Genomic DNA, 21,465 nt, shown 5'->3' on the forward strand with positions numbered 1-21,465 from the left:
AGTGTCCGGGCTCTCGCCTCGTTCAGGGCGTGCTACTGGGTGCGGTTCTCACCGCGGTAGTACTCGAAGACCCAGCCCCACAGGCCGATGAGGATCAGCGGCAGCGAGAAGTACAGCAGCCACCAGCCGACCGCGACCCCCAGGAAGGCCAGGGCGCCGCCGATGCCGAGCGACAGCGGCTGCCAGCTGTGCGGGCTGAAGAAGCCCAGCTCGCCGGCGTCGTCCGCGACGTCCGCTTCCTTGTTGTCCTGCGCGCCGGCGTCGACCCGCCGGGCCGTGAAGCCCAGGTAGAAGCCGATCATGATGCACAGGCCGAAGGCCAGGAAGAGGGCCGTGGTGCCGGCCGGCTCCTTCGACCACACGCCATAGACGACCGCCATGGCGAGGACGAAGACGCTCAGCCAGACGAACATCTTGCCCTGGATCTTCACTTGCCGGCCTCCTTGCTGCCCGTGATGGCGCTGCCACCGTGGCCGGCGTGCTCCAGCTGCTCGAGCGCGGCGATCTCCGGGTGGTGCAGGTCGAACGCCGGGGATTCACTGCGGATCCGCGGCAGGGTGAGGAAGTTGTGGCGCGGCGGCGGGCAGGACGTGGCCCACTCCAGGGAGCGGCCGTAGCCCCACGGGTCGTCGACGCCGACCGGCTTGCCGTACTTGGCGGTCTTCCACACGTTGTAGAAGAACGGCAGGACGGAGAGACCGAGGACGAACGAGCTGATCGTCGAGATCGTGTTCAGGGCGGTGAAGCCGTCCTGCGCCAGGTAGTCGGCGTAACGGCGCGGCATGCCCTCGGCGCCCAGCCAGTGCTGGACCAGGAAGGTGCCGTGGAAGCCGACGAACAGCGTCCAGAAGGTGATCTTTCCGAGGCGCTCGTCGAGCATCTTGCCGGTGAACTTCGGCCACCAGAAGTGGAAGCCGGAGAACATCGCGAAGACGACGGTGCCGAAGACGACGTAGTGGAAGTGCGCCACGACGAAGTACGAGTCGGACACGTGGAAGTCCATCGGCGGCGAGGCCAGGATGACGCCGGTCAGACCGCCGAAGGTGAAGGTGATGAGGAAGCCCGTCGCCCACAGCATCGGCGTCTCGAAGGACAGCGAGCCCTTCCACATCGTTCCGATCCAGTTGAAGAACTTCACGCCCGTCGGGACGGCGATGAGGAACGTCATGAAGGAGAAGAACGGAAGCAGCACGCCACCGGTGACGTACATGTGGTGCGCCCACACCGTCACGGACAGACCGGCGATCGAGATGGTCGCGGCGATGAGGCCCATGTAACCGAACATCGGCTTGCGGGAGAAGACCGGGATCACTTCGGAGATGATCCCGAAGAACGGCAAGGCGATGATGTACACCTCTGGATGGCCGAAGAACCAGAAGAGGTGTTGCCATAGCAACGCGCCGCCGTTGGCGGCGTCGAAGACATGGGCGCCGAACTTGCGGTCCGCCTCCAGGGCGAACAGCGCGGCCGCGAGGACCGGGAAGGCCAGCAGGACCAGGACACCGGTCAGCAGCACGTTCCAGGTGAAGATCGGCATGCGGAACATGGTCATGCCCGGTGCGCGCATGCAGATGATCGTGGTGATGAAGTTGACCGAGCCGAGGATCGTGCCGAAGCCGGAGAAGGCCAGACCCATGATCCACATGTCGGCGCCGATGCCCGGCGAGCGGACCGCGTCCGACAGCGGGGCGTAGGCGAACCAGCCGAAGTCGGCGGCGCCCTGCGGGGTGAGGAAGCCGGCCACGGCGATGAGCGAGCCGAACAGGTACAGCCAGTAGGCGAACATGTTCAGCCGCGGGAAGGCGACGTCCGGCGCGCCGATCTGGAGCGGCATGATCCAGTTCGTGAAGCCGGCGAACAGCGGCGTCGCGAACATCAGCAGCATGATCGTGCCGTGCATCGTGAACGCCTGGTTGAACTGCTCGTTCGACATGATCTGCAGACCCGGTCGGGCTAGCTCGGCGCGCATGAAGAGCGCCATCACGCCACCGATGCAGAAGAACGCGAACGACGTGACCAGGTACAACGTACCGATGGTCTTGTGGTCGGTGGTCGTCATCCACTTGACCACGACATTGCCGGGCTGCTTGCGCCGGACCGGCAGCTCATTCTCGTAGGAGTCTTCAGCTGCCGCGGCACCCTGGGGTTCGTTGAGGATGCTCACAGGTTGTTCGTCTCCCGGTTCTTCTCGTGCGGCGTCTGCTCGATGCCCGCGGGAACGTAACCGGTCTGCCCCTTCTTCACGAGGTCCTTGAGGTGCTGCTCGTAGCGCTCCTGAGAGACGACCTTCACGTTGAAGAGCATCCGGGAGTGGTCGACGCCGCACAGCTCGGCGCACTTGCCCAGGAAGGTGCCCTCGTGGTTGGGGGTCACCTGGAAGGCGTTGGTGTGGCCCGGGATGACGTCCTGCTTCATCAGGAACGGCACCACCCAGAAGGAGTGGATGACGTCACGCGAGGTGAGGATGAAGCGGACCGTCTTGCCCTCGGGGAGCCAGAGGGTCGGGCCCGGGTTGTGGGTTTCCGGGTTCTTCTCGCCGGGGGTGCCGCAGGTGTAGGTGCCGCCCGCGTTGTCCGGGAAGTCTGCCTTGAACCGGTCCGGGATCGCGGCCAGGTTCTTGTCGGTCTTCGCGTTCCCGTCGGAACCTTCGACGTTCTCGATGTAGTTGAAGCACCAACTCCACTGGAAACCGACCACGTTGACCGTGACGTCGGGCTTCTTGTCGAGGCTCAGCAGCTTCGACTCGTCGCGTGCCGTGAAGTAGAACAGCACCGAGACGATGATGATCGGCACAACCGTGTACAGCGCCTCGATGGGCATGTTGTACCGGGTCTGCGGAGGAACTTCGACCTTTGTGCGGCTGCGCCGGTGGAAGAAAGCACTCCACAGGATCAGGCCCCACACCAGCACGCCGGTGGCCAGCGCGGCAGCCCAGGAGCCCTGCCACAGGGAGAGGATCCGCGGAGCCTCTTCCGTGACCGGGGTGGGCATGCCAAGGCGGGGGAAGTCCTTGTATGTGCAACCGGTGGCGGTCGCCAGGACCAGGCCCGCGGTCATTGCCTGCAGCAGCTTCCGCCGCATCGGGCGCCGCGGCGAGCGGTCGGAGCCGTTGGGACTCACGTAGCGCCTTCCCGAGAGTCTCGCCCGCGCGGTTGGCTGCGGCCTGCCTTCTCGCTGGTCGGTCGCCGCCCTGCGTCGGGCAGGGGTTTGGATGTTTATGCGGACCAAACCCTAGCCGACGCCCTCCGGGGGTTCGCGGGGAGGGTGGCATACGCGCCGCCGGTCACCCCGAAGGGGTGGGGACGGGCAGCTGATAGCGCCTAATAGCTCGTCAATGCGGCTTGTACGGCGAGTACGGGACCATCGTGACTGATCGCGCCCGCGCGGCGGAGCCGCAGCTCGAAACAGTCCCGAGCCCCGCGTGGAGCTGCCCCACGTCTTAACGTTGACGTGTGTCCTACTTCGACGCCGCCTCCGCCGCTCCCCTGCATCCCGTGGCCCGCCAGGCCCTGTTGGCCTCGCTCGACGAAGGGTGGGCCGACCCTGCCCGGCTGTACCGGGAGGGGCGGCGGGCGCGGATGCTGCTCGACGCCGCCCGTGAGGCGGCCGCCGAGGCGGTGGGGTGCCGACCGGACGAACTGGTCTTCACATCCTCGGGAACGCGGGCCGTGCACTCCGGCGTCGCGGGCGCGCTGGCCGGGCGTCAGCGGGTCGGACATCACCTGATCGTGTCAGCTGTCGAACACTCCTCAGTGCTCCATTCGGCCGAAGCGCATGAGCGGGACGGCGGCACGCTGACACGGGTGGCCGTCGACCGGGCGGGGGCGGTGGCCGTCGAGGCGTATGCCGAGGCCCTGCGGACCGATACCGCGCTCGCCTGTCTGCAGTCGGCCAACCACGAGGTGGGGACCGAGCAGCCGGTGGCCGGGGTGGCCGAGGCGTGCCGGGCGGCCGGGGTGCCGTTGCTGGTGGACGCGGCGCAGTCGCTCGGGTGGGGTCGGGTGGCGGGGGACTGGTCGTTGCTCGCGGCCAGCGCGCACAAGTGGGGCGGGCCGTCGGGCGTCGGGATGCTCGTGGTGCGCAAGGGAGTGCGGTTCGCCGTCCAAGGCCCGGCGGACGAGCGGGAGTCGGGGCGGGCGGCCGGGTTCGAGAACCTTCCGGCGATCGTGGCCGCGGCGGCCTCGCTGCGGGCGGTGCAGGCCGAGGCGGCGGCCGAGGCGGTGCGGCTGCGGGAGCTGACGGCGCGGATCCGGGCTCGGGTGGGGGCCGTCGTCCCGGAGGTGGAGGTCGTCGGGGATCCGGAGCGCCGGCTGCCGGGGATCGTCACCTTCTCCTGTCTGTACGTCGACGGGGAGGCGCTGCTGCACGAGTTGGACCGGGAGGGGTTCTCCGTCTCGTCCGGTTCGTCCTGCACCAGCAGCACGCTGACGCCCAGCCATGTGCTGAAGGCGATGGGGGTGCTGAGTGAGGGAAACGTGCGGGTTTCGTTGCCGGCGGGGGCGGCCGAGGAGGACGTGGAGAGGTTCCTCGCCGTACTGCCGGGGGCCGTGGCGGGGGTGCGGGAGAAGCTCGGGGCGCCCATGTCCGCGCAGGCAGCGGACGTACGGGGCGAGGAGCTCGTGGTGGACGCGCTGGGCAGGCGGTGCCCGATCCCCGTCATCGAGCTGGCGAAGGTCATCGGGGACGTGCCGGTCGGGGGCACGGTGCGGGTGCTGTCCGACGACGAGGCGGCCCGCCTCGACATCCCCGCGTGGTGCGAGATGCGGGGACAGGAGTACGTCGGCGAGGAGCCGGCGGACCGTGGCTTCGCCTACCTGGTCCGCCGGGTCTCCTGAGTCACGCCAGGTGCGTGCGGACCTCGTCCGCGGCCTCGTCGCCGTACGCCTTGGTGAAGCGGTCCATGAAGTGGGCGCGGCGGAGCTGGTACTCCTGGGTGCCGACCGTCTCGATGACGAGGGTGGCGAGCATGCAGCCGATCTGCGCGGCGCGCTCGTGGGAGACGCCCCAGGCGAGACCGGAGAGGAAACCGGCGCGGAAGGCGTCGCCGACGCCCGTCGGCTCGACCTTGGCCTCCTCCTCCGGGCAGCCGACCTCGATCGGGTCAGCGCCGGCGGCCTCGATGCGGACGCCGCGCGAGCCGAGGGTGGTGACGCGGTGGCCGACCTTGGCGAGGATCTCGGCGTCGCTCCAGCCGGTCTTGGACTCGATGAGGCCCTTCTCGTACTCGTTGGAGAACAGGTACGTGGCGCCCTCCAGCAGTATCCGGATCTCGTCGCCGTTCATGCGGGCGATCTGCTGGGAGAAGTCGGCGGCGAAGGGGATCGAGCGGGAGCGGCACTCCTCGGTGTGCCGGAGCATCGCCTCCGGGTCGTCGGCGCCGATCAGGACCAGGTCGAGGCCGCCCACCCGGTCGGCGACGGTCTTCAGCTCGATCAGGCGGGCCTCGCTCATCGCGCCCGTGTAGAAGGAGCCGATCTGGTTGTGGTCGGCGTCGGTGGTGCACACGAAGCGGGCGGTGTGCAGGGTCTCGGAGATGCGGACCGAGCCGGTGTCGACGCCGTGCCGGTCCAGCCAGGCCCGGTACTCGTCGAAATCCGCGCCGGCGGCGCCGACCAGGACCGGGCCGGTGCCCAGCTGGCCCATGCCGAAGGCGATGTTCGCGCCCACGCCGCCCCGGCGCACGTCCAGGTTGTCGACCAGGAAGGACAGCGAGACCGTGTGCAGCTGGTCCGCGACGAGCTGGTCGGCGAAGCGGCCGGGGAACGTCATGAGGTGGTCGGTCGCGATGGAGCCGGTGACTGCGATGCGCACGGCGTGGACTCTCCTGTGGGGAGGGGGATTGACAGTTCACGCTACCCGGTGACCCGGTGACCCGGTGACCCGGTGCCACTGAAGCAGCTGAAACTACCCGATAGTAGATCTTTCTTCGCGGGCCGTGGCGTGCATACGGTTCGGTTATGACGAACCTCAAGGTCCATGCACCCCTTCCGGCCGACCTCGACGGCGACCTGGCGTCGCTGCGCGGTGACTGCGCCCGGATGGCTCCGCACTGGGCCGCCCCGGAGAAGAGCGCTTCCCGTCCGGTCTCCCCGTCACTCATCCACGGCGTGAGCGTCCCGGCGAAGTCGGCGCGGCTGCTGGAGGCCATGCTGGACGACGTCGTACTGGATTACGGGAACTAGGGGGTTTTCCCTCGGTTTCTCTCGGCTTTCCTCGGTAGGGCGCTCGGAAGGGAACCGTGCGCTCCCCTGTCGCGTCCCATCGCCGTCCCCCGTAAAGGGGATGTGAGGTACGACAGCAGGGCAGCCGAAGGAGCGATGCGGTGAACACCGAGCGACCCGAGAACGACGACGCCGCGCGCGAGCCGGAGGAGACGGGCGCCGAGGGCGGTGCGGCGGAGACGGGCGCCGAGGGCGGTGCGGCGGAGGAGAGCGCCGTTCCCAAGGCCTCGCCGCTGCGCAAGGCGGGCGACGCACAGGGCATGCCCCCTGCTCCGGCCCCGGCCCCGGCCCCGGCGAGCGAGGTTCCCGAAGAGGCCCTGGCGAGCGAAGCTCCCGAGGAGGCCCCGGTCAGTGAGGATCCCGAGGGAGCCCCAGGCCGTGAGGATCCCGAGGGAACTCCGGTCAGTGAGGTCCCTGAGAAGACCCCGGCCCGTGAGGTTCCCGAAGAGGCCCCGGTCGGCGAGGTTCCCGAAGAGGCCCCGGTCGGCGAGGTTTCCCAGGAGACCCCGGCCCGCGAGGTTTCCGAGGCGGGCACGGCCCGCGAGGTTTCCGAGGCAGGCACGGCCCGCGAGGTTTCCGAGGCAGGCACGGCCCGCGAGGTTCCCGAAGAGGCCCCGGTCGGCGAGGTTTCCGAGGCAGGCACGGCCCGCGAGGTTTCCGAGGCAGGCACGGCCCGCGAGGTTTCCGAGGCAGGCACGGCCCGCGAGGTTTCCGAGGCGGGCACGGGCTGCGAGGTTTCTGACGAGGTCCAGGTGAGCGGGGTTGACGAGGAGGCCGCGGCCGGCTCTCGGCGGCGCTCCCCCGTGCTCATCGCCTCCGTCGCCGCCGCCGTGCTGCTCGTGGGAGGCGGCGGGGCGTACCTCACCTCCAGTGTCGTGAGCGGCTCGGGCGGCGGGTCCGGCGGGTCCGGTTCCGGGGCGCCCTCCGGGGACGGCGCCCCCGCCGCGCTCCCCCTGGACGACTACTCCGGGGGTACGGGTACCTCCGACGGCGGTTCGAACGGCATCGCGCCCGGCGAGCCGAACCCCTACGGGGTGACCTACAAGGCCGCCGGCACGCTTCCGGAGGGTCCGGCCTCCGCGCCCGCGTACTGGGCGAAGGGCGCGGTCACAAAGGACGAGGTGGCCCGACTGGCGAAGGTCCTGGGGGCCGACGGGACGCCCATGGTCGACGGGGAGGCCTGGAAGGTCGGCGCGGCCGACGGTTCGGGACCGGTGCTGCGGGTGAACCGGCAGGCCCCGGGAATCTGGACCTTCACCCGGTACGCGCCCGGCACCGACGACTGCACGGGCGGCACGGTCAAGTGCACCCGGGATCCCGCGGCCCCGGCCGGCGACGCGGTGAGCGAGGCGGTCGCGAAGCAGGCGGCGGCGCCGATCCTGAAGGCGGTGGGCCAGGACGACGCCAAGGTGGACGCGAGCCAGCTCATGGGCGCCCAGCGGGTGGTGAACGCCGATCCGGTGATCGGCGGTCTGCCCACCTACGGCTGGACGACCGGGATCAGCGTCAACGCGCAGGGCGAGGTCGTCGGCGCGAACGGCCAGCTGAAGGCGCCGGTGAAGGGCGACACGTACCCCCTGCTGAGCGCTCGGGAGGCGCTGGCCGCGCTGAACGCGGCGCCGGGGAGCGACCACCGGATGGGCATCGGCGGCTGCGCCAGCCCGGTGCCGCTGAAGGACCGGCTGGAGAGCCCGTGCGGTACGTCCACGGCGGCGCCGCAGCAGGAGACGGTGACGGTCGAGGACGCGGTGCTCGGGCTCGCCCCGCACACCTCGGGCGGCCGGCAGGTCCTCGTGCCGTCCTGGCTGTTCGACGTGAAGGGCGCGGGGGCCGCCGCCGGGTACACGGTGACGCAGCCTGCCGTCGAGCCGGCGTATCTGAAGTCCGCGACGACGCCCACGCCGACGCCGACCGGCAGTGCCCCGAAGACGCGTGACGTGCACCCGGACGGGTACACCGCCGAGGGCAAGGAGCTGACCGTGACCTTCACCGGCGGGGTGTGCGCCGACTACAAGGCGACGGCGACCGAGAGCACGGGCGAGGTGAAGGTCACCGTCACGGAGACGCCCTGGCCGGACAAGATCTGCATCTTGATCGCCAAGCAGTTCTACAAGACCGTGCAGCTGGACCAGCCGCTGGGCAGTCGGAAGGTGGTCGGCACGGACGGCAAGGCGATCCCTCTGGAGAAGCCGGGGGCGCGGCTGCCGCAGGCCCAGTGACGGCCGGCGCGGCGAACGGCGAAGGCGGCGGCCCCATCGGAGGGGGCCGCCGCCTTCGCCGTTCGCTTATGCCTTCAGGAACGACCGGAATCAGCTGAAGGAGTCGCCGCAGGCGCAGGAGCCCGTCGCGTTCGGGTTGTCGATCGTGAAGCCCTGCTTCTCGATGGTGTCGACGAAGTCGATGGACGCGCCGCCCAGGTAGGGGGCGCTCATGCGGTCGGTGACGACCTTGACGCCGTCGAAGTCCTTGACGACGTCGCCGTCGAGGGACCGCTCGTCGAAGAAGAGCTGGTAGCGCAGGCCGGAGCAGCCACCGGGCTGAACGGCGACACGCAGGGCCAGGTCGTCACGGCCTTCCTGGTCGAGCAGGGCCTTGACCTTCGCCGCGGCGGCGTCGGACAGGATGATGCCGTCGGTGACGGTGCTGGTCTCGTCCGATACGGACATCTACATCTCTCCCGGGTTGTACGGAGACTGCTTGCCGACGGTTGCAACCGCCGGGGCCGCGGATTCATTCCGGGCCGAGCTCTTGTCTTTTTCGTTCCCTTCTCATGCTCGCACACACGGTTGCGGGCGGAAAACGCCTCACCGGGATTCATGTCACATCGACGCTATGACCATCGTCAAAGTGACGTGAAGCGGGTTATGATAGATAACGTCAGATCGACGAAAAGTAGAAAGGGTGCGTGTCGTGACCACCGCCCAGACCACGGAGCTCGACGTACAGCCGTCTCCGCTCGCCCTGTTGCTGCTCGGCCGTGAGGCCGACCCGAGGAGCGAGCGGGGTGTCGAGTGTCCCGGCGACCTGCCCTCCCCGTCCGACCCGGACCTGGTGGAGCGGGCCCGCGCGGCCAAGGAGAAGCTCGGGGACAAGGTCTTCGTGCTCGGCCACCACTACCAGCGCGACGAGGTCATCCAGTTCGCCGACGTCACGGGCGACTCCTTCAAGCTGGCCCGGGACGCGGCCGCCCGCCCGGAGGCCGAGTACATCGTCTTCTGCGGTGTGCACTTCATGGCCGAGTCCGCCGACATCCTGACGTCGGACGACCAGAAGGTGGTCCTCCCCGATCTCGCCGCCGGCTGCTCGATGGCCGACATGGCGACGGCCGAGCAGGTCGCCGAATGCTGGGACGTGCTGACCGAGGCCGGCATAGCCGAGCAGGTCGTGCCCGTCTCGTACATGAACTCGTCCGCGGACATCAAGGCGTTCACGGGCAGGCACGGCGGCACGATCTGCACCTCCTCCAACGCCCAGCGGGCCCTGGAGTGGGCCTTCCAGCAGGGCGAGAAGGTCCTGTTCCTGCCCGACCAGCACCTCGGCCGCAACACGGCGGTGCGGGACATGGGCCTGTCCCTGGAGGACTGCGTCCTGTACAACCCGCACAAGCCGAACGGCGGGCTGACCGCCGAGCAGCTGCGCGACGCGAAGATGATCCTGTGGCGAGGCCACTGCTCGGTGCACGGCCGCTTCAGCCTGGAGTCGGTCGAGGACGTGCGCGCCCGGATCCCCGGCGTGAACGTGCTCGTGCACCCGGAGTGCCGGCACGAGGTCGTGGCCGCGGCGGACTACGTCGGCTCGACCGAGTACATCATCAAGGCGCTGGAGGCGGCCCCGGCGGGCTCGAAGTGGGCGATCGGGACCGAGCTGAACCTGGTGCGCCGGCTGGCGAACCGTTTCGCGCCCGAGGGCAAGGAGATCGTCTTCCTCGACAAGACGGTCTGCTTCTGCTCGACCATGAACCGCATCGACCTCCCCCACCTGGTGTGGACCCTGGAGTCGCTGGCCGAGGGCAACCTGGTCAACCGCATCGAGGTCGACCGGGAGACCGAGACGTTCGCGAAGCTGGCGCTGGAGCGGATGCTGGCGCTGCCGTAACCGAACCCCGCCGGCCCCGGATCACTCCGACAACGGTTTCTGGTCGGGGTGGCCCGGGTCCAGCGTGAAGACGGTCCCGTCGGGGCTCAGCACCGCCAGGGCGCCCTGGTCGAGGAACACCTGTGCCGTGGCGAAGCCGGCTCCGACGACCTGCTCGGCCCGCGCGGGGGACTCCCACAGCAGGCTGCCCGTCGCGATGTCGAGGGCGGCGGCCCGTCCGGAGGCGCTGGCCGCGAACACCGTTCGTCCCCGCCTGTCAGCGACGGGTGTGCCGGGCTGCTGGAGGGTCGTCGAGATCTGCCACAACCGCTCGCCCGTCTCGTGCGCGTGGGCGGTCATCCGTCCGCTGGAGGCGGCGAAGCAGAGCACCCCGCCCACCAGGGCCGCTTCGCCGCGCGGGCTGCCCGTCAGCTTCCTCTTGCGGACGGCGCCGGTGTCCGAGTCGATCAGCATGACCTCGCCGTACGCCGCCTCCTGTGGGCTTCGGGGGTCTTTCGGGACACGCACCAGGAAGACCAGGTCGCCGTCGGCGGCGCCGACGTACTCGGCATCGCCGTCCGGCACGCCGACCTTCCGGGTCGAGCCGTCGGCGGGGTCGACCGCGTAGAACACGGTGCGTGTCGGTGTACCCGCGTCGCTGCAGCCGACGTACGGGACACTGTCGATGTCGTGCAACGCGCAGTGATAGGTGGGCCCGGCGGACACGGTCGCCGTCCAGCGGACGGCTCCGTCGCGCGGCTCGCGGGCGGTCACACGGGAGCCCTCGGCGGTCATCAGCAGACCGCCCACGACCGCGGAGGCACCGGGACCTCCCTGGTTCGACGTGCGCGACCAGAGCCGCTTGCCGCTGGTGGCGTCCAGGGCCACGACGGTGAAGATCTGGCCGTCGCCCGCGCTGTTCAGAACGGCCTGGGAGACCAGCAGCACGCCGTCGTGCACCCCGAGGACCACACTGTCGTACGCCTCCCGCGCCACGCCCGAGGCCGGGGAGTCGGCACGCCAGGCGAGCCGACCCGTCGCCCCGTCGAACCGGACCGGGAGCGTGCCGTTGCCGCCGCAGTACAGCGCGCCCTCGCCCATGACGCAGGAGAGCCAGGCGCCGCTGCCCGGGGCCCCGCCGCCCAGCGGCTTCGTCACGCCTGTCTCGGCCTTGAACACCGAGGTCCGCCAGGGCTTCCAGCCGTCGGGCAGGGGATCCGGGGCAGGGAGCTTGGCGGTGGTGGTGTCGGACCCCGCCGGGGGGTCGTTCCCCTTGAAGGGGTCGAACAGGAGGTAGCCGGTGAGCGTCACGGCCAGCAGGCCCGCCACCCCGGCCAGGACCGGCCACCGGCGCGGCCGAGGACGGCGGCCCGGGCGGGGTGCGGCGGCGGGCCGGCCCAGTTCCTCGCTCGCAGCGGGCGGGGGCGGCACCCGCAGGGCCACGGTCTGCGCGTCGCCCGCCGCGGTTTCGGGCAACGCCTGCGCGAACTCCTCGGCCAGTTCGCCGAGTCCGGGCCGGTCGGCGGTGTCCTTTGCCAGGCAACGGGTCAGGACCGCGCGCAGCGGCTCGGCGACCGCGTCCACCGCCGGTTCCTCGTGCAACACCCGCCACGCCGTGAGGTAGGGGCTGTCGGCGTCGAAGGGTCCGCGGCCGGTCGCGGCGAACACCACCAGCGCGCCGAGGGAGAAGACGTCCGAGGCGGGCCCGACCGACCGGGCGTCCCTGAACTGCTCGGGGGACATGAAAGGCGGGGTGCCGATCATGTGGCCGGTCTCGGTGAGGGTCTGGTTCTCGGCGGCGCGAGAGATGCCGAAGTCGATGACCCGGGGGCCGTCCTCGGCCATCAGGACGTTGGCGGGCTTCAGGTCGCGGTGCACGACCCCGGCCCGGTGGATGTCCCTCAGCGCCTCCACGAGCCCCAGGGCCAGCCGCCGCAGCTCCGCCCCCTTCAGCGGGCCGGTGCCGCGGATCCGGGCGGAGAGCGCGGGCCCGGGCACGTACTGGGTGGCCATCCAGGGCCGGACGGCCTCCGGATCGGCGTCCACGACCGGGGCCGTGAAGGCCCCGCTCACCCTGCGGACGGCCTCGATCTCCTGCCGGAAGCGGGCCCGGAAGACCTTGTCCTCGGCGTACTGGGCGTGCACGACCTTGATGGCGGCCTCACGCCCGGAGCGGGACCGGCCCAGGTAGACGACGCCCATGCCCCCGGATCCGATGCGGTCCACGATCCGGTATCCGCCGAGCGCCTTCGGGTCGTCCTTGTGCAGCGGCAACGCCCCGGTCCCCTTCCCCCGCCGAGCAGTTCGAATTCACAGGATAGGGAACGCATACGGGGGAAGAAGAGCGGCGCGCTCCGCGGGCTGCCGCTCGGCGACGCGCTTTGCACGGTTGACGACCGCCGGGAGGCCTCACGGAAACGGCCGGGCTCACTCCACCCGCGGGCGGACCAGTCCCGACTCGTACGCGATGACCACGAGCTGCGCCCGGTCGCGTGCGCCCAGCTTGGCCATGGCCCGGTTGACGTGTGTCTTCACCGTCAGCGGGCTGACCTCCAGGCGCTCGGCGATCTCGTCGTTGGAGTGGCCGCCGGCGACCTGCACGAGGACCTCGCGCTCGCGCACGGTGAGCGCCTCCAGGCGGGCGGAGCCGGCGGGGGGGTCGTGCTCGTCGTCCGCCGCGCCGCCCTGGGCCAGGAATCGGGCGATCAGGCCCTTGGTGGCGGTCGGCGAGAGCAGGGCGTCCCCACCCGCGGCGACCCGGATCGCGCTCAGCAGTTCCTCGGGCTCGCTGCCCTTGCCGAGGAAGCCGGAGGCGCCGGCCCGCAGCGACTGCACCACGTAGTCGTCGACCTCGAAGGTCGTCAGGATGACCACCCTGACGTGCGCGAGGGTGGGATCGGCGCTGATCAGGCGGGTCGCGGCGAGACCGTCGACGCCGGGCATGCGGATGTCCATCAGGACGACGTCGGCGCGCTGCTCCTTCGCCAGCCGGACCGCCTCCGCGCCTTCGGACGCCTCGCCCACGACCTCCATGTCGGACTCGGAGTCGACGAGCACGCGGAACGCGCTGCGCAGCAGCGCCTGGTCGTCGGCGAGCAGGACACGGATGGTCATGCGCTCTCTCCCGTGGTGGCCGTGCGGGTCTTGATCGGCAGGATCGCATGGACGCGGAAGCCGCCTCCGTAGCGGGGGCCCGTGGTGAGGGTGCCGCGCAGGGCGGTGACGCGTTCGCGCATGCCGAGCAGGCCGTGACCGCCGCCTTCCCGAGGGGACTCCTCGCCCTCGGAGCGACCGTTGTCGAGGACGGTGACCTCGATGTTCGGCCCGACGCGCACGACGCTGACCTCGGCCTTCGCCTCCCCGCCGGCGTGTTTCTGCACATTGGTGAGGGCTTCCTGAATGACCCGGTAGGCGGCCAGGTCGACCGCGGCGGGGAGCTTGGTCTCGTGGTCGGTGCGGGCCACCTCGACGTGGAGGCCGGCGTTGCGGAAGGTGCCGGCGAGCTCGTCGAGGCGTTCCAGGCCGGGGGCGGGTTCGGTGGGGGCCTCGGGGTCGCCGGACTGGCGCAGCAGGCCGACGGTGGCCCGCAGTTCGTTGAGCGCGGAGCGGCTGGCCTCGCGGACGTGCGCGAGGGCCTCCTTGGCCTGGTCGGGCCGCTTGTCCATGACGTGGGCCGCGACGCCCGCCTGGACGTTGACCAGGGCGATGTGATGGGCGACGACGTCGTGCAGGTCGCGGGCGATGCGCAGGCGTTCCTCGGCGACCCGGCGGCGGGCCTCCTCCTCGCGGGTGCGTTCCGCGCGCTCGGCGCGGTCCCGGATGGCCTGGACGACGGCCCGACGACTGCGGACCGCGTCCCCCGCGGTGGCGCCGATGCCGGTCCAGGCGAGGATGCCCAGGTTTTCCTGCGCGTACCAGGGCAGCGGTCCGGCGAGCATGGCGGCGCCGGTGAGGACCGTCATGGTGAGCAGGCCGGCCCGCAGGGTGGTGGCGCGGTCGGTGCCGGCGGCGACGGTGAAGAGGGCGATGACGGCGGACATCGCGACGGGGGCGCGGGGGTCGCCGGTGACGGACTCGATCACGGAGGCGGCACCGGTGAGGGCGAGGACCGTCATGGGGGCGCTGCGGCGGAAGACGAGGGCGACGGCGCCGAGGGTCATCAGCAGCAGGCTGAGCGGGTCCGGGCTGTGGATGCTCCAGCTGACGCTGTGCTCTCCGTGCGGGTCGACGAAGGAGCCCGCCAGCATGCAGAGCAGGACGCCTGCGGCGAGCGAGGCGTCCAGGGCCAGGGGGTGGGCCTTGAGCTGGCACTCGGCCCGGGCAAGGAGGGTCACCTTCTCGTTACCGTCGCTTTCCTTGCCGTGGCTGGGGGCTGGCGCCCCCGGACCCCCGCTTCGGCCCTGAAGGGGCCTCGTCCTCGAACGCCGGACGGGTCAGAGGAAGATCACCCCGGGATCAGGCCGTCGTCGCTGAGCATCTCCCGGACCTGCTCCAGGCTCGCGTCCGGGGCCGGAAGGATGAGTTCCGAGGGTTCCAGGGCGTCGTCCGGCAGGGGGTCGCCGAGGCGGCGGACGGCGGCCAGGAGGGCGCCGAGGGTGCGGTGGAAGCCGTCCTCGTCGCCGCTCTCCATCTCGCCCAGCAGCTCGTCGTCCAGCTTGTTCAGTTCGACGAAGTGGGAGTCGGCCAGCGTCCACTGGCCCTCCCCCATGATCCGTACGATCATGTCGCCCTCCTCGGCTCCGGGCCCGGCGCCGGTTACTGCTTGTCGAAGCGCGGGGTGTCCTGCGGCTGCTGCTGGGACTGCGACTGGCTCGTGCCACCTTCGATGGCCTGCTGTCCGGAGGACGAGCCCCCGGCGAGCTCCGCCTTCATGCGCTGCAGTTCCAGCTCTACATCCGTACCACCGGAGAGGCGGTCCAGCTCGGCCTGGAGGTCGTCCTTCGCCATGCCCGTCGGGTCGTCCAGGGCGCCGGAGGCCATGAGTTCGTCGAGGGCACCGGCACGGGCCTGGAGCTGGGCGGTCTTGTCCTCCGCGCGCTGGATGGCCAGGCCGACGTCGCCCATCTCCTCGGAGATGCCGGAGAAGGCCTCGCCGATGCGGGTCTGGGCCTGGGCGGCGGTGTAGGTGGCCTTGATGGTCTCCTTCTTCGTACGGAAGGCGTCCACCTTGGCCTGGAGGCGCTGGGCCGCGAGGGTGAGCTTCTCCTCCTCGCCCTGGAGCGTGGCGTGCTGCGTCTCGAGGTCGGTGACCTGCTGCTGGAGGGCGGCGCGGCGGGAGAGCGCCTCGCGGGCGAGGTCCTCACGGCCGAGCGCTAGGGCCTTGCGGCCCTGGTCCTCCAGCTTGGTCGACTGCGACTGCAACTGGTTCAGCTGGAGTTCCAGACGCTTGCGCGAGGTGGCCACGTCGGCGACGCCGCGGCGGACCTTCTGGAGGAGCTCCAGCTGCTTCTGGTACGAGTAGTCGAGGGTCTCGCGCGGGTCCTCGGCCCGGTCAAGGGCCTTGTTCGCCTTCGCGCGGAAGATCATCCCCATACGCTTCATGACACCGCTCATGGGCTTCGCGCGCCCCCTTCTGACGTCCAGCCTGAACCTCTGCGACAGAACCCACAGTACGGGCCCTGCATCTATTGACGCACTGTTCGGGGACGGATGCGCTCATCCCCAAGGACGACTGACCGCGCTCCTGCTCCGGCGTGAGGAGTAGGTGGCCTTCAGGGTGAGCGACCGATCACCCTGTGCCCCTTCCGCCTCACTCCTGCCCGGTCTGTCCCCTCTACAGACGACTGGTGTTGCCGGATCGTTCCCCTCCGGGCTGGGGTCCATGCCCCGAAGCGCTTACCCTTGGGTTTTGTGTTCCGTAGCCGTGCCAAGGAAGAGAAGGCCCCCGCCGACGCGGTGGTGACCGACTCCAAGCAGACCCGCGACCCGCAGGCCCCCAAGGGCAGGCCCACGCCCAAGCGCAGTGAGGCCCAGTCCCAGCGCCGCAGCGTCGCCAACACCTCGACGTCGCGCAAGGACGCCGCCAAGCGTCAGCGCGAGGAGCGCCGTGCCCAGCTGGACCGCCAGCGCCAGGCGCTGGCCGGCGGTGACGAGCGTTACCTGCCGGTCCGTGACAAGGGCCCGGTGCGCAAGTACGCCCGGGACTTCATCGACTCGCGGTTCAACGTGGCGGAGTTCTTCCTGCCGATGGCCGTGGTCATCCTCGTGCTGAGCATGGTGCGGGTGGGCTCGCTGCAGACCATCGCGCTGCTGCTGTGGCTGGTCGTGATCGTGCTGATCGTGCTGGACTCGTTCGTCACCGCTTTCCGGCTGCGCAAGCAGCTGGCGGAGCGCTTCCCCCAGCAGAACCGGCGGGGCGCGGTGGCCTACGCGCTGATGCGCTCGCTGCAGATGCGTCGGCTCCGGCTGCCGAAGCCGCAGCTCAAGCGTGGAGCACGGCCCTGAGCGCTGCGGCTTTCTCCGGGGGAGCGGCCGAGGCCTGGCTGAGCAGGCTGGGCGGGCTGCGTGACGTCGTACGACAGGAGCTGGTGGCCCGGCAGCTCGACGAGCAGATAGCGGCGCGCTACCCGGTCGGGCAGCGGCTGCGGGTCCTCGACGTCGGCATGGGCCAGGGCACGCAGGCACTGCGGCTGGCCCGGCTCGGGCATCAGGTGACCGGTCTCGAGCAGGACGCGACGATGATCGCCGCGGCCCGTGAGGCGCTGTGCGGCGAGCCCGAGGGCATCCGGGAGCGGATGCGGATCATCGAGGGCGACGGCCGCGACACCGGCGTGCACTTCCTGCCCGGCAGTTTCGACGTGGTGCTGTGCCACGGCGTGCTCATGTACGTCGCGGAGCCGGACCCGCTGCTCGCGGGGCTCGCGCGGATGCTGGCGCCGGGCGGTCTGCTGTCGCTGCTGGTCAGGAACGCGGACGCGCTGGCCATGCGGCCGGGCCTGTCCGGCGACTGGGCGGGCGCGCTGGGCGCCTTCGACTCCGACGCCTACCTCCCCCATTCTCGAACAGACTCGAACGGGGGGACCCCCACCCGGCTGGGGCTCGACGTACGGGCGGACCGGTTGACGACGCTGACCGGCACGCTCGCCGGGATCGGCGCACCGCTGCAGGCCTGGTACGGCGTGCGGGTCTTCACGGACACGGCGGCGGACGGGGCGGAGATCCCGGGTGACGTCGAGACCCTGCTGTCCGCCGAGGAGCGGGCCGGGCGGACCGACCCCTACCGGCAGGTCGCGGCGCTGCTGCACCTGTGCGGGGTGCGCGGCTGAGCGGTCGCGCTCCGCTCGTTCGAGTGAACGGCATACGGAGTGAACGGCATACGGGGGTTACGGGGCGCCGGGTGGCGGCGTACGGGGTGGCCGTGGTGCGGCCACCCCGCTGTGCGGCTACGCCTCGTTCGCGTGCAGGCTCATCGGGCCGTAGATCTCGGTGGAGTCCTCGAACAGCCGCACCTGGTCCGCGCCGCCTTCGAGGAGGTCCTTCCACACTTCCCCGATCCAGGACTCGGCGTCCCCCTGCGTGGTGAACTCCTCGGGCTGGACCGCGGGTTGGACCTCCGTCCCGTCGGCCTTCTCGAACCGCCACGTCCATGCCGCCATGTACGCCTCCCAGATGTGACCACGTGCAGAGCAGAAGCCGGATCTTGGTCCGGCTCCTGCCGAGCAGCCTAGTCGGATGCGCAAGACCAGGTCAGACAGGCGAAAATCAGCTCCGTGGAAGTCACTCTGCTCGGTACCGGCGCCCCCGCGGGCCTGCCCCGCCCCGACTGTTCCTGCTCCGTGTGCGCGACCTCGCTCGGTCCGCACGCGCGCGCGGCGACCGCGTTGCTCGTGGACGGGACGCTGCTGCTCGATCTGACGCCGGGCGCCGCGTTCGCCGCCGCGCGCGCGGGTCATTCGCTGGGCGGGGTGCGCCAGGTGCTGCTGACGCATCCGCACGACGGGCCCCCGGTGGAGGTGGCGGCCGGGCTGCCGCAGCCCGGCCGGGTGCCGGACGGGCGGGAGTTGGCGCTGCTGACGGGGCATCGGGTGCGGGCCGTGGCCATGGACGCGCCGGGCACCGGGTACGCGGTCACCGGCCCGGACGGGCAACGGCTGCTGTACGCGCCGCCCGGGGGCGCGCCGGCCGGCCTGGAGGAGGGGTCGGGGCCCGCCGAGCGGTACGACATGGTCTGTGCGGATCTCCTGGGGCGGCCGGACGCGCTCGCGAAGCTGCGGGCGGTGGGCGCGGTGGGGCCGACGACGGACGTGGTCGCCGTCCACCTGGACCACGACGTGCCGCCGGGCGCGGAGCTCGCGCGGCGGCTCGCCGCGGCGGGGGCGCGGGCCGTGCCGGACGGGTCGACGCTGACGGTGGGGGTGTACGAGGAGGTGCCGGACGTGCCGAGGCGGACGCTGGTGCTGGGCGGGGCCCGGTCGGGGAAGTCGGTGGAGGCCGAGCGGCGGCTGGAGTCCTTCCCGGACGTGCTGTACGTCGCCACCGGGGGGACGCGCGGCGGCGACACCGAGTGGGCGTCGCGGGTCGCGGCGCACCAGGAGCGGCGGCCGGGGTCCTGGCGGACGAAGGAGACCTGCGACCTCGTGCCGCTGCTCGCGGCGGAGGGGGCGCCGCTGCTGATCGACTGTCTGTCGCTGTGGCTGACGGACGCCATGGACTCCGTCGGGGCGTGGGACGACGCGGTGTGGGCGGACGGCGGCGAGAAGGCGCTGCGCGCGCGGGTGACGGAGTTGGCGGAGGCCGTGCGCTCGGCGCGGCGGACCGTCGTGCTGGTGTCGAACGAGGTCGGCTCGGGGATCGTCCCGGCCACGGCGTCGGGCCGACGATACCGGGACGAGCTGGGGCGGCTGAACGCGGCGGTCGCAGCCGAGTGCGAGCAGGTCGTCCTGGTGGTCGCGGGCCAGTCACTGGTGCTGCGCGGCTGAGCAGCCGGTCGCCGAGTTCCTGGTCGCTCAGTTCTTGCGGGCGATGATGCGGTAGGTGTTTGAGAAGCGGGTGCGGCGTAGGGCCGGGGCCAGGAGGTGGTCGAGTGCGGCGGCCAGGGCGGTCAGGGGTCCGGCCGTGCGGCGCAGGCGGCTCCGGTCGAGGTAGAGCGAGGCCGCCGTCGCCAGGTCGTGCGGGATGTGCGCGGCCTTGCGGTCCGTCACGACGATCTCGCAGCCCTGGGCCCGGAGTTCCGTGCGCAGGTTGGCCAGGGGGATCAGGTGGAGATGGCGGGGCTGGTCGTGGGAGTGCCACCACTTGCCCAGGACGGCGGCGGACGCGCTGGAGGGGTCCGGGAGTTCCAGGAGGAGGTGGCCGCCGGGACGCAGGGCGGTCAGCGCCGCCGTGAGCTCCTTCCTCGGCTCCCGGGTGTGCTCCAGGTGATGGAGCATGCTGACCACGTCGTAGCGGCCCCGCACGCGGGACAGGACCTCCGGGGCCGTCAGATGGCCCACGTGGGCCTCCTCCAGGCGGCCCGCGGCTCTCGCCCGCTCCACCCTGGGGGTCGGGTCCACCCCGTCGAACGCCGTGTAGGCGAACAGTTCCCTCGCCGCGGCCGGGAAGGGCGCGTCCCCCGTCCCGACGTCCAGCCAGCTCTCCGGTTCGGGGAAGGGCAGCATCGCCCGCGCCGTGGCCCTCAGCTGCCCGTGGCCGGCCCGCTGGTCGCCCTCCGAGCCGTACAGCTGGAGTCCCTCGGCGGTCAGGCGCGGGTTCTGGAAGGCGTGGGCGCAGTCCCGGCACTCGTCGACCACGAACGTGCCGGGTCTGCGGTGGCGCAGGTCCGGTGCGCGCAGCCGGGTGCGCAGGCGCTTCGAGCCGCACCAGGGGCAGTCGTCGCGGCGCGGCTCGTGGACGGGCCTGGGGGGCATGAGCGGCTCCGGGGGAGGACGGGATCAGCACACGACAGGGGAACGACAATTTGCAGCAAAACGGAACGTATGGGATACCGATCTCCGGTGCAATGACGTCACGGGGGCGTGGTGACGATGTAGCGCGGAACCGTTCGATCAGTGCCGGTACTGTTCGGCGAATGAGCTCGCTTAATCTCGACGACTTCACCGATCTGATCGAGCGCCCCGACGGCGGGGTGCGCCGCGACGCGGAGGCGCGCCGCGAACGTCAGGTCGTGCCGCCCGGATCGCTGGGGCGCCTGGACGACCTGGGTGAGTGGCTGGCGGCGGCGCAGGGCGCGGCGCCCGTGCGACCGGTCGAGCGGCCGCGGGTGGTGCTGTTCGCCGGCGACCACGGCATCGCCGAGCTCGGCGTCTCCGTCCGACCCGCGGGCAGCGCCGCGGAGTTGGTGCGGGAGGTCCTGGAGGGCGGCCGTCCGGTCTCCGTGCTCGCCCGCCGTCTCGGCGTGCCCGTGCGGGTCGTGGACATGGCCCTGGACTGCGACCCGGACCTGTTCCCCGAGGACGTCGTACGGCATCGGGTGCGGCGCGGCAGCGGCCGGATCGACATCGAGGACGCGCTGACGGTCGAGGAGGCGGAAGCCGCCTTCCGGGCGGGCGTGGCCGTCGCCGACGAGGAGGCCGACTCCGGCACGGATCTGGTCGTGCTCGGCGACGTCAGCGTCGGCGGGACGACGGCGGCGGGCGTGCTGGTCGCCGCGCTGTGCGGGACGGACGCGTCCGTGGTGACCGGGCGGGGCGGCGAGGCGATCGACGACCTGGCCTGGATGCGCAAGTGCGCCGCCATCCGGGACGCGTTGCGCCGGGCGCGGCCGGTGCTCGGCGAGCAGCTGCAGCTGCTGGCGACGGTGGGCGGCGCCGACCTCGCCGCCATGACGGGCTTTCTGCTCCAGTGCGCGGTGCGGAAGTTGCCGGTCGTCCTGGACGGGGTCGTGGCGGCGGCCTGCGCGCTCGTCGGGCAGCGGATCGCGTTCCGGGCGCCGGACTGGTGGCTGGCCGCACACAAGAGCGGTGAACCGGGGCAGGCGAAGGCACTCGATCGGATGGCTCTGGAACCGCTCCTTGACCAGGGCGTGAGGGTCGGCGAGGGCGCCGGCGCCCTGCTCGCACTGCCGTTGGTGCAGGCCGCGGCGGCACTGGCCGCGGAACTCCCCGAGAAACCCGAGGCGTCCGACGAGAAGACCGAGGGCTCCGAGGAGGAGCCGACGCAGGAGTAACCCCCCGGGGGAAAACGGACAGGCGGCACTAAAAGAGCGGTTTCCCGGAAGTGCACCCATATGATC

Annotated in this window: 20 protein-coding genes; 8 read left to right on the plus strand and 12 right to left on the minus strand. The window is 71.3% G+C overall.

Going from position 1 to position 21,465, the window contains the following annotated elements; genetic code table 11:
* Nucleotides 1-32: 32 nt before the first annotated feature.
* Genes ACIBAF_RS01005 through coxB form a run of 3 tightly spaced genes read right to left on the minus strand, consistent with a single transcriptional unit; the run spans nt 33 to nt 3,120 of the window.
* Nucleotides 33-431: a cytochrome c oxidase subunit 4 gene (locus tag ACIBAF_RS01005; RefSeq protein ID WP_099937520.1), complete on the minus strand. Its 399-nt coding sequence runs from the start codon at nt 429-431 to the stop codon at nt 33-35.
* A complete protein-coding gene (gene ctaD, locus ACIBAF_RS01010; protein WP_399460968.1) occupies nt 428-2,164 on the minus strand; it encodes a cytochrome c oxidase subunit I in 1,737 nt (578 codons plus the stop codon). The genes ACIBAF_RS01005 and ctaD overlap by 4 nt, the downstream gene beginning before the upstream one ends.
* The gene (gene coxB, locus ACIBAF_RS01015) at nt 2,161-3,120 is read right to left on the minus strand and encodes a cytochrome c oxidase subunit II (protein ID WP_399460969.1); all 960 of its coding nucleotides are present in this window, start codon (nt 3,118-3,120) and stop codon (nt 2,161-2,163) included. Before coxB ends, ctaD begins: the two co-directional genes overlap by 4 nt.
* A gap of 332 nt (nt 3,121-3,452) precedes the next feature.
* On the opposite strand from coxB, the gene ACIBAF_RS01020 reads away from it, so the two are divergent.
* Nucleotides 3,453-4,835, plus strand: a complete 1,383-nt coding sequence (locus ACIBAF_RS01020) for a cysteine desulfurase/sulfurtransferase TusA family protein (protein WP_399460970.1) — start codon at nt 3,453-3,455, stop codon at nt 4,833-4,835.
* 1 nt (nt 4,836) lies between these two features.
* Here ACIBAF_RS01020 and ACIBAF_RS01025 read toward each other — a convergent pair whose 3' ends face one another.
* Nucleotides 4,837-5,811, minus strand: coding sequence for a carbohydrate kinase family protein (locus ACIBAF_RS01025; RefSeq protein ID WP_399460971.1), 975 nt, complete (start codon nt 5,809-5,811; stop codon nt 4,837-4,839).
* A gap of 146 nt (nt 5,812-5,957) precedes the next feature.
* Here ACIBAF_RS01025 and ACIBAF_RS01030 point away from each other — a divergent pair, with 146 nt between their 5' ends.
* Together ACIBAF_RS01030 and ACIBAF_RS01035 are read left to right on the plus strand one after the other, a co-directional pair.
* Complete coding sequence (locus tag ACIBAF_RS01030) at nt 5,958-6,182, plus strand: hypothetical protein (protein WP_399460972.1); 225 nt, start codon at nt 5,958-5,960, stop codon at nt 6,180-6,182.
* Between the two features lie 299 nt (nt 6,183-6,481).
* Nucleotides 6,482-8,440, plus strand: a complete 1,959-nt coding sequence (locus tag ACIBAF_RS01035) for a hypothetical protein (RefSeq protein WP_399461323.1) — start codon at nt 6,482-6,484, stop codon at nt 8,438-8,440.
* 90 nt (nt 8,441-8,530) lie between these two features.
* Here the strand turns inward: ACIBAF_RS01035 and ACIBAF_RS01040 are convergent, their stop codons facing one another.
* The gene (locus ACIBAF_RS01040; protein ID WP_030794551.1) at nt 8,531-8,887 is read right to left on the minus strand and encodes an iron-sulfur cluster assembly accessory protein; all 357 of its coding nucleotides are present in this window, start codon (nt 8,885-8,887) and stop codon (nt 8,531-8,533) included.
* A 244-nt stretch (nt 8,888-9,131) separates the two neighbouring features.
* Between ACIBAF_RS01040 and nadA the strand changes: the two genes are divergently transcribed.
* A complete protein-coding gene (nadA, locus tag ACIBAF_RS01045; protein WP_334580813.1) occupies nt 9,132-10,316 on the plus strand; it encodes a quinolinate synthase NadA in 1,185 nt (394 codons plus the stop codon).
* A 21-nt stretch (nt 10,317-10,337) separates the two neighbouring features.
* On the opposite strand, the gene ACIBAF_RS01050 is transcribed toward nadA, so the two are convergent.
* The 5 genes from ACIBAF_RS01050 to ACIBAF_RS01070 form a co-directional block, all read right to left on the minus strand.
* The gene (locus ACIBAF_RS01050) at nt 10,338-12,569 is read right to left on the minus strand and encodes a PQQ-binding-like beta-propeller repeat protein (RefSeq protein ID WP_399460973.1); all 2,232 of its coding nucleotides are present in this window, start codon (nt 12,567-12,569) and stop codon (nt 10,338-10,340) included.
* A gap of 153 nt (nt 12,570-12,722) precedes the next feature.
* Complete coding sequence (locus ACIBAF_RS01055; protein ID WP_399460974.1) at nt 12,723-13,409, minus strand: response regulator; 687 nt, start codon at nt 13,407-13,409, stop codon at nt 12,723-12,725.
* Nucleotides 13,406-14,629, minus strand: coding sequence for a sensor histidine kinase (locus ACIBAF_RS01060; RefSeq protein WP_399460975.1), 1,224 nt, complete (start codon nt 14,627-14,629; stop codon nt 13,406-13,408). Before ACIBAF_RS01060 ends, ACIBAF_RS01055 begins: the two co-directional genes overlap by 4 nt.
* Before the next feature lie 110 nt (nt 14,630-14,739).
* Nucleotides 14,740-15,018: a hypothetical protein gene (locus ACIBAF_RS01065; protein ID WP_399460976.1), complete on the minus strand. Its 279-nt coding sequence runs from the start codon at nt 15,016-15,018 to the stop codon at nt 14,740-14,742.
* A 32-nt stretch (nt 15,019-15,050) separates the two neighbouring features.
* Nucleotides 15,051-15,848 (minus strand): PspA/IM30 family protein, encoded by a 798-nt coding sequence (locus ACIBAF_RS01070; RefSeq protein ID WP_079662831.1) that lies wholly within the window; start codon nt 15,846-15,848, stop codon nt 15,051-15,053.
* Nucleotides 15,849-16,145: 297 nt separating this feature from the next.
* On the opposite strand from ACIBAF_RS01070, the gene ACIBAF_RS01075 reads away from it, so the two are divergent.
* Together ACIBAF_RS01075 and ACIBAF_RS01080 are read left to right on the plus strand one after the other, a co-directional pair.
* Nucleotides 16,146-16,739: a DUF3043 domain-containing protein gene (locus ACIBAF_RS01075; RefSeq protein WP_399460977.1), complete on the plus strand. Its 594-nt coding sequence runs from the start codon at nt 16,146-16,148 to the stop codon at nt 16,737-16,739.
* Nucleotides 16,740-16,822: 83 nt separating this feature from the next.
* Nucleotides 16,823-17,560 (plus strand): methyltransferase domain-containing protein, encoded by a 738-nt coding sequence (locus tag ACIBAF_RS01080; protein WP_399460978.1) that lies wholly within the window; start codon nt 16,823-16,825, stop codon nt 17,558-17,560.
* Nucleotides 17,561-17,677: 117 nt separating this feature from the next.
* Here ACIBAF_RS01080 and ACIBAF_RS01085 read toward each other — a convergent pair whose 3' ends face one another.
* Entirely contained in the window at nt 17,678-17,890 is a 213-nt protein-coding gene (locus ACIBAF_RS01085) for a hypothetical protein (protein WP_319346498.1), read from the minus strand.
* A 114-nt stretch (nt 17,891-18,004) separates the two neighbouring features.
* Here ACIBAF_RS01085 and ACIBAF_RS01090 point away from each other — a divergent pair, with 114 nt between their 5' ends.
* Nucleotides 18,005-19,213, plus strand: a complete 1,209-nt coding sequence (locus ACIBAF_RS01090) for a bifunctional adenosylcobinamide kinase/adenosylcobinamide-phosphate guanylyltransferase (protein ID WP_399460979.1) — start codon at nt 18,005-18,007, stop codon at nt 19,211-19,213.
* 27 nt (nt 19,214-19,240) lie between these two features.
* On the opposite strand, the gene ACIBAF_RS01095 is transcribed toward ACIBAF_RS01090, so the two are convergent.
* On the minus strand, nt 19,241-20,140 hold the full coding sequence (locus ACIBAF_RS01095; protein ID WP_399460980.1) for a class I SAM-dependent methyltransferase: 900 nt from the start codon (nt 20,138-20,140) through the stop codon (nt 19,241-19,243).
* A gap of 161 nt (nt 20,141-20,301) precedes the next feature.
* On the opposite strand from ACIBAF_RS01095, the gene cobT reads away from it, so the two are divergent.
* The gene (gene cobT, locus ACIBAF_RS01100; protein WP_399460981.1) at nt 20,302-21,399 is read left to right on the plus strand and encodes a nicotinate-nucleotide--dimethylbenzimidazole phosphoribosyltransferase; all 1,098 of its coding nucleotides are present in this window, start codon (nt 20,302-20,304) and stop codon (nt 21,397-21,399) included.
* The last annotated feature ends 66 nt before the right edge of the window (nt 21,400-21,465 follow it).

Source organism: Streptomyces sp. NPDC051677, assembly GCF_044453465.1.
In the GTDB taxonomy this organism is placed as follows: domain Bacteria; phylum Actinomycetota; class Actinomycetes; order Streptomycetales; family Streptomycetaceae; genus Streptomyces.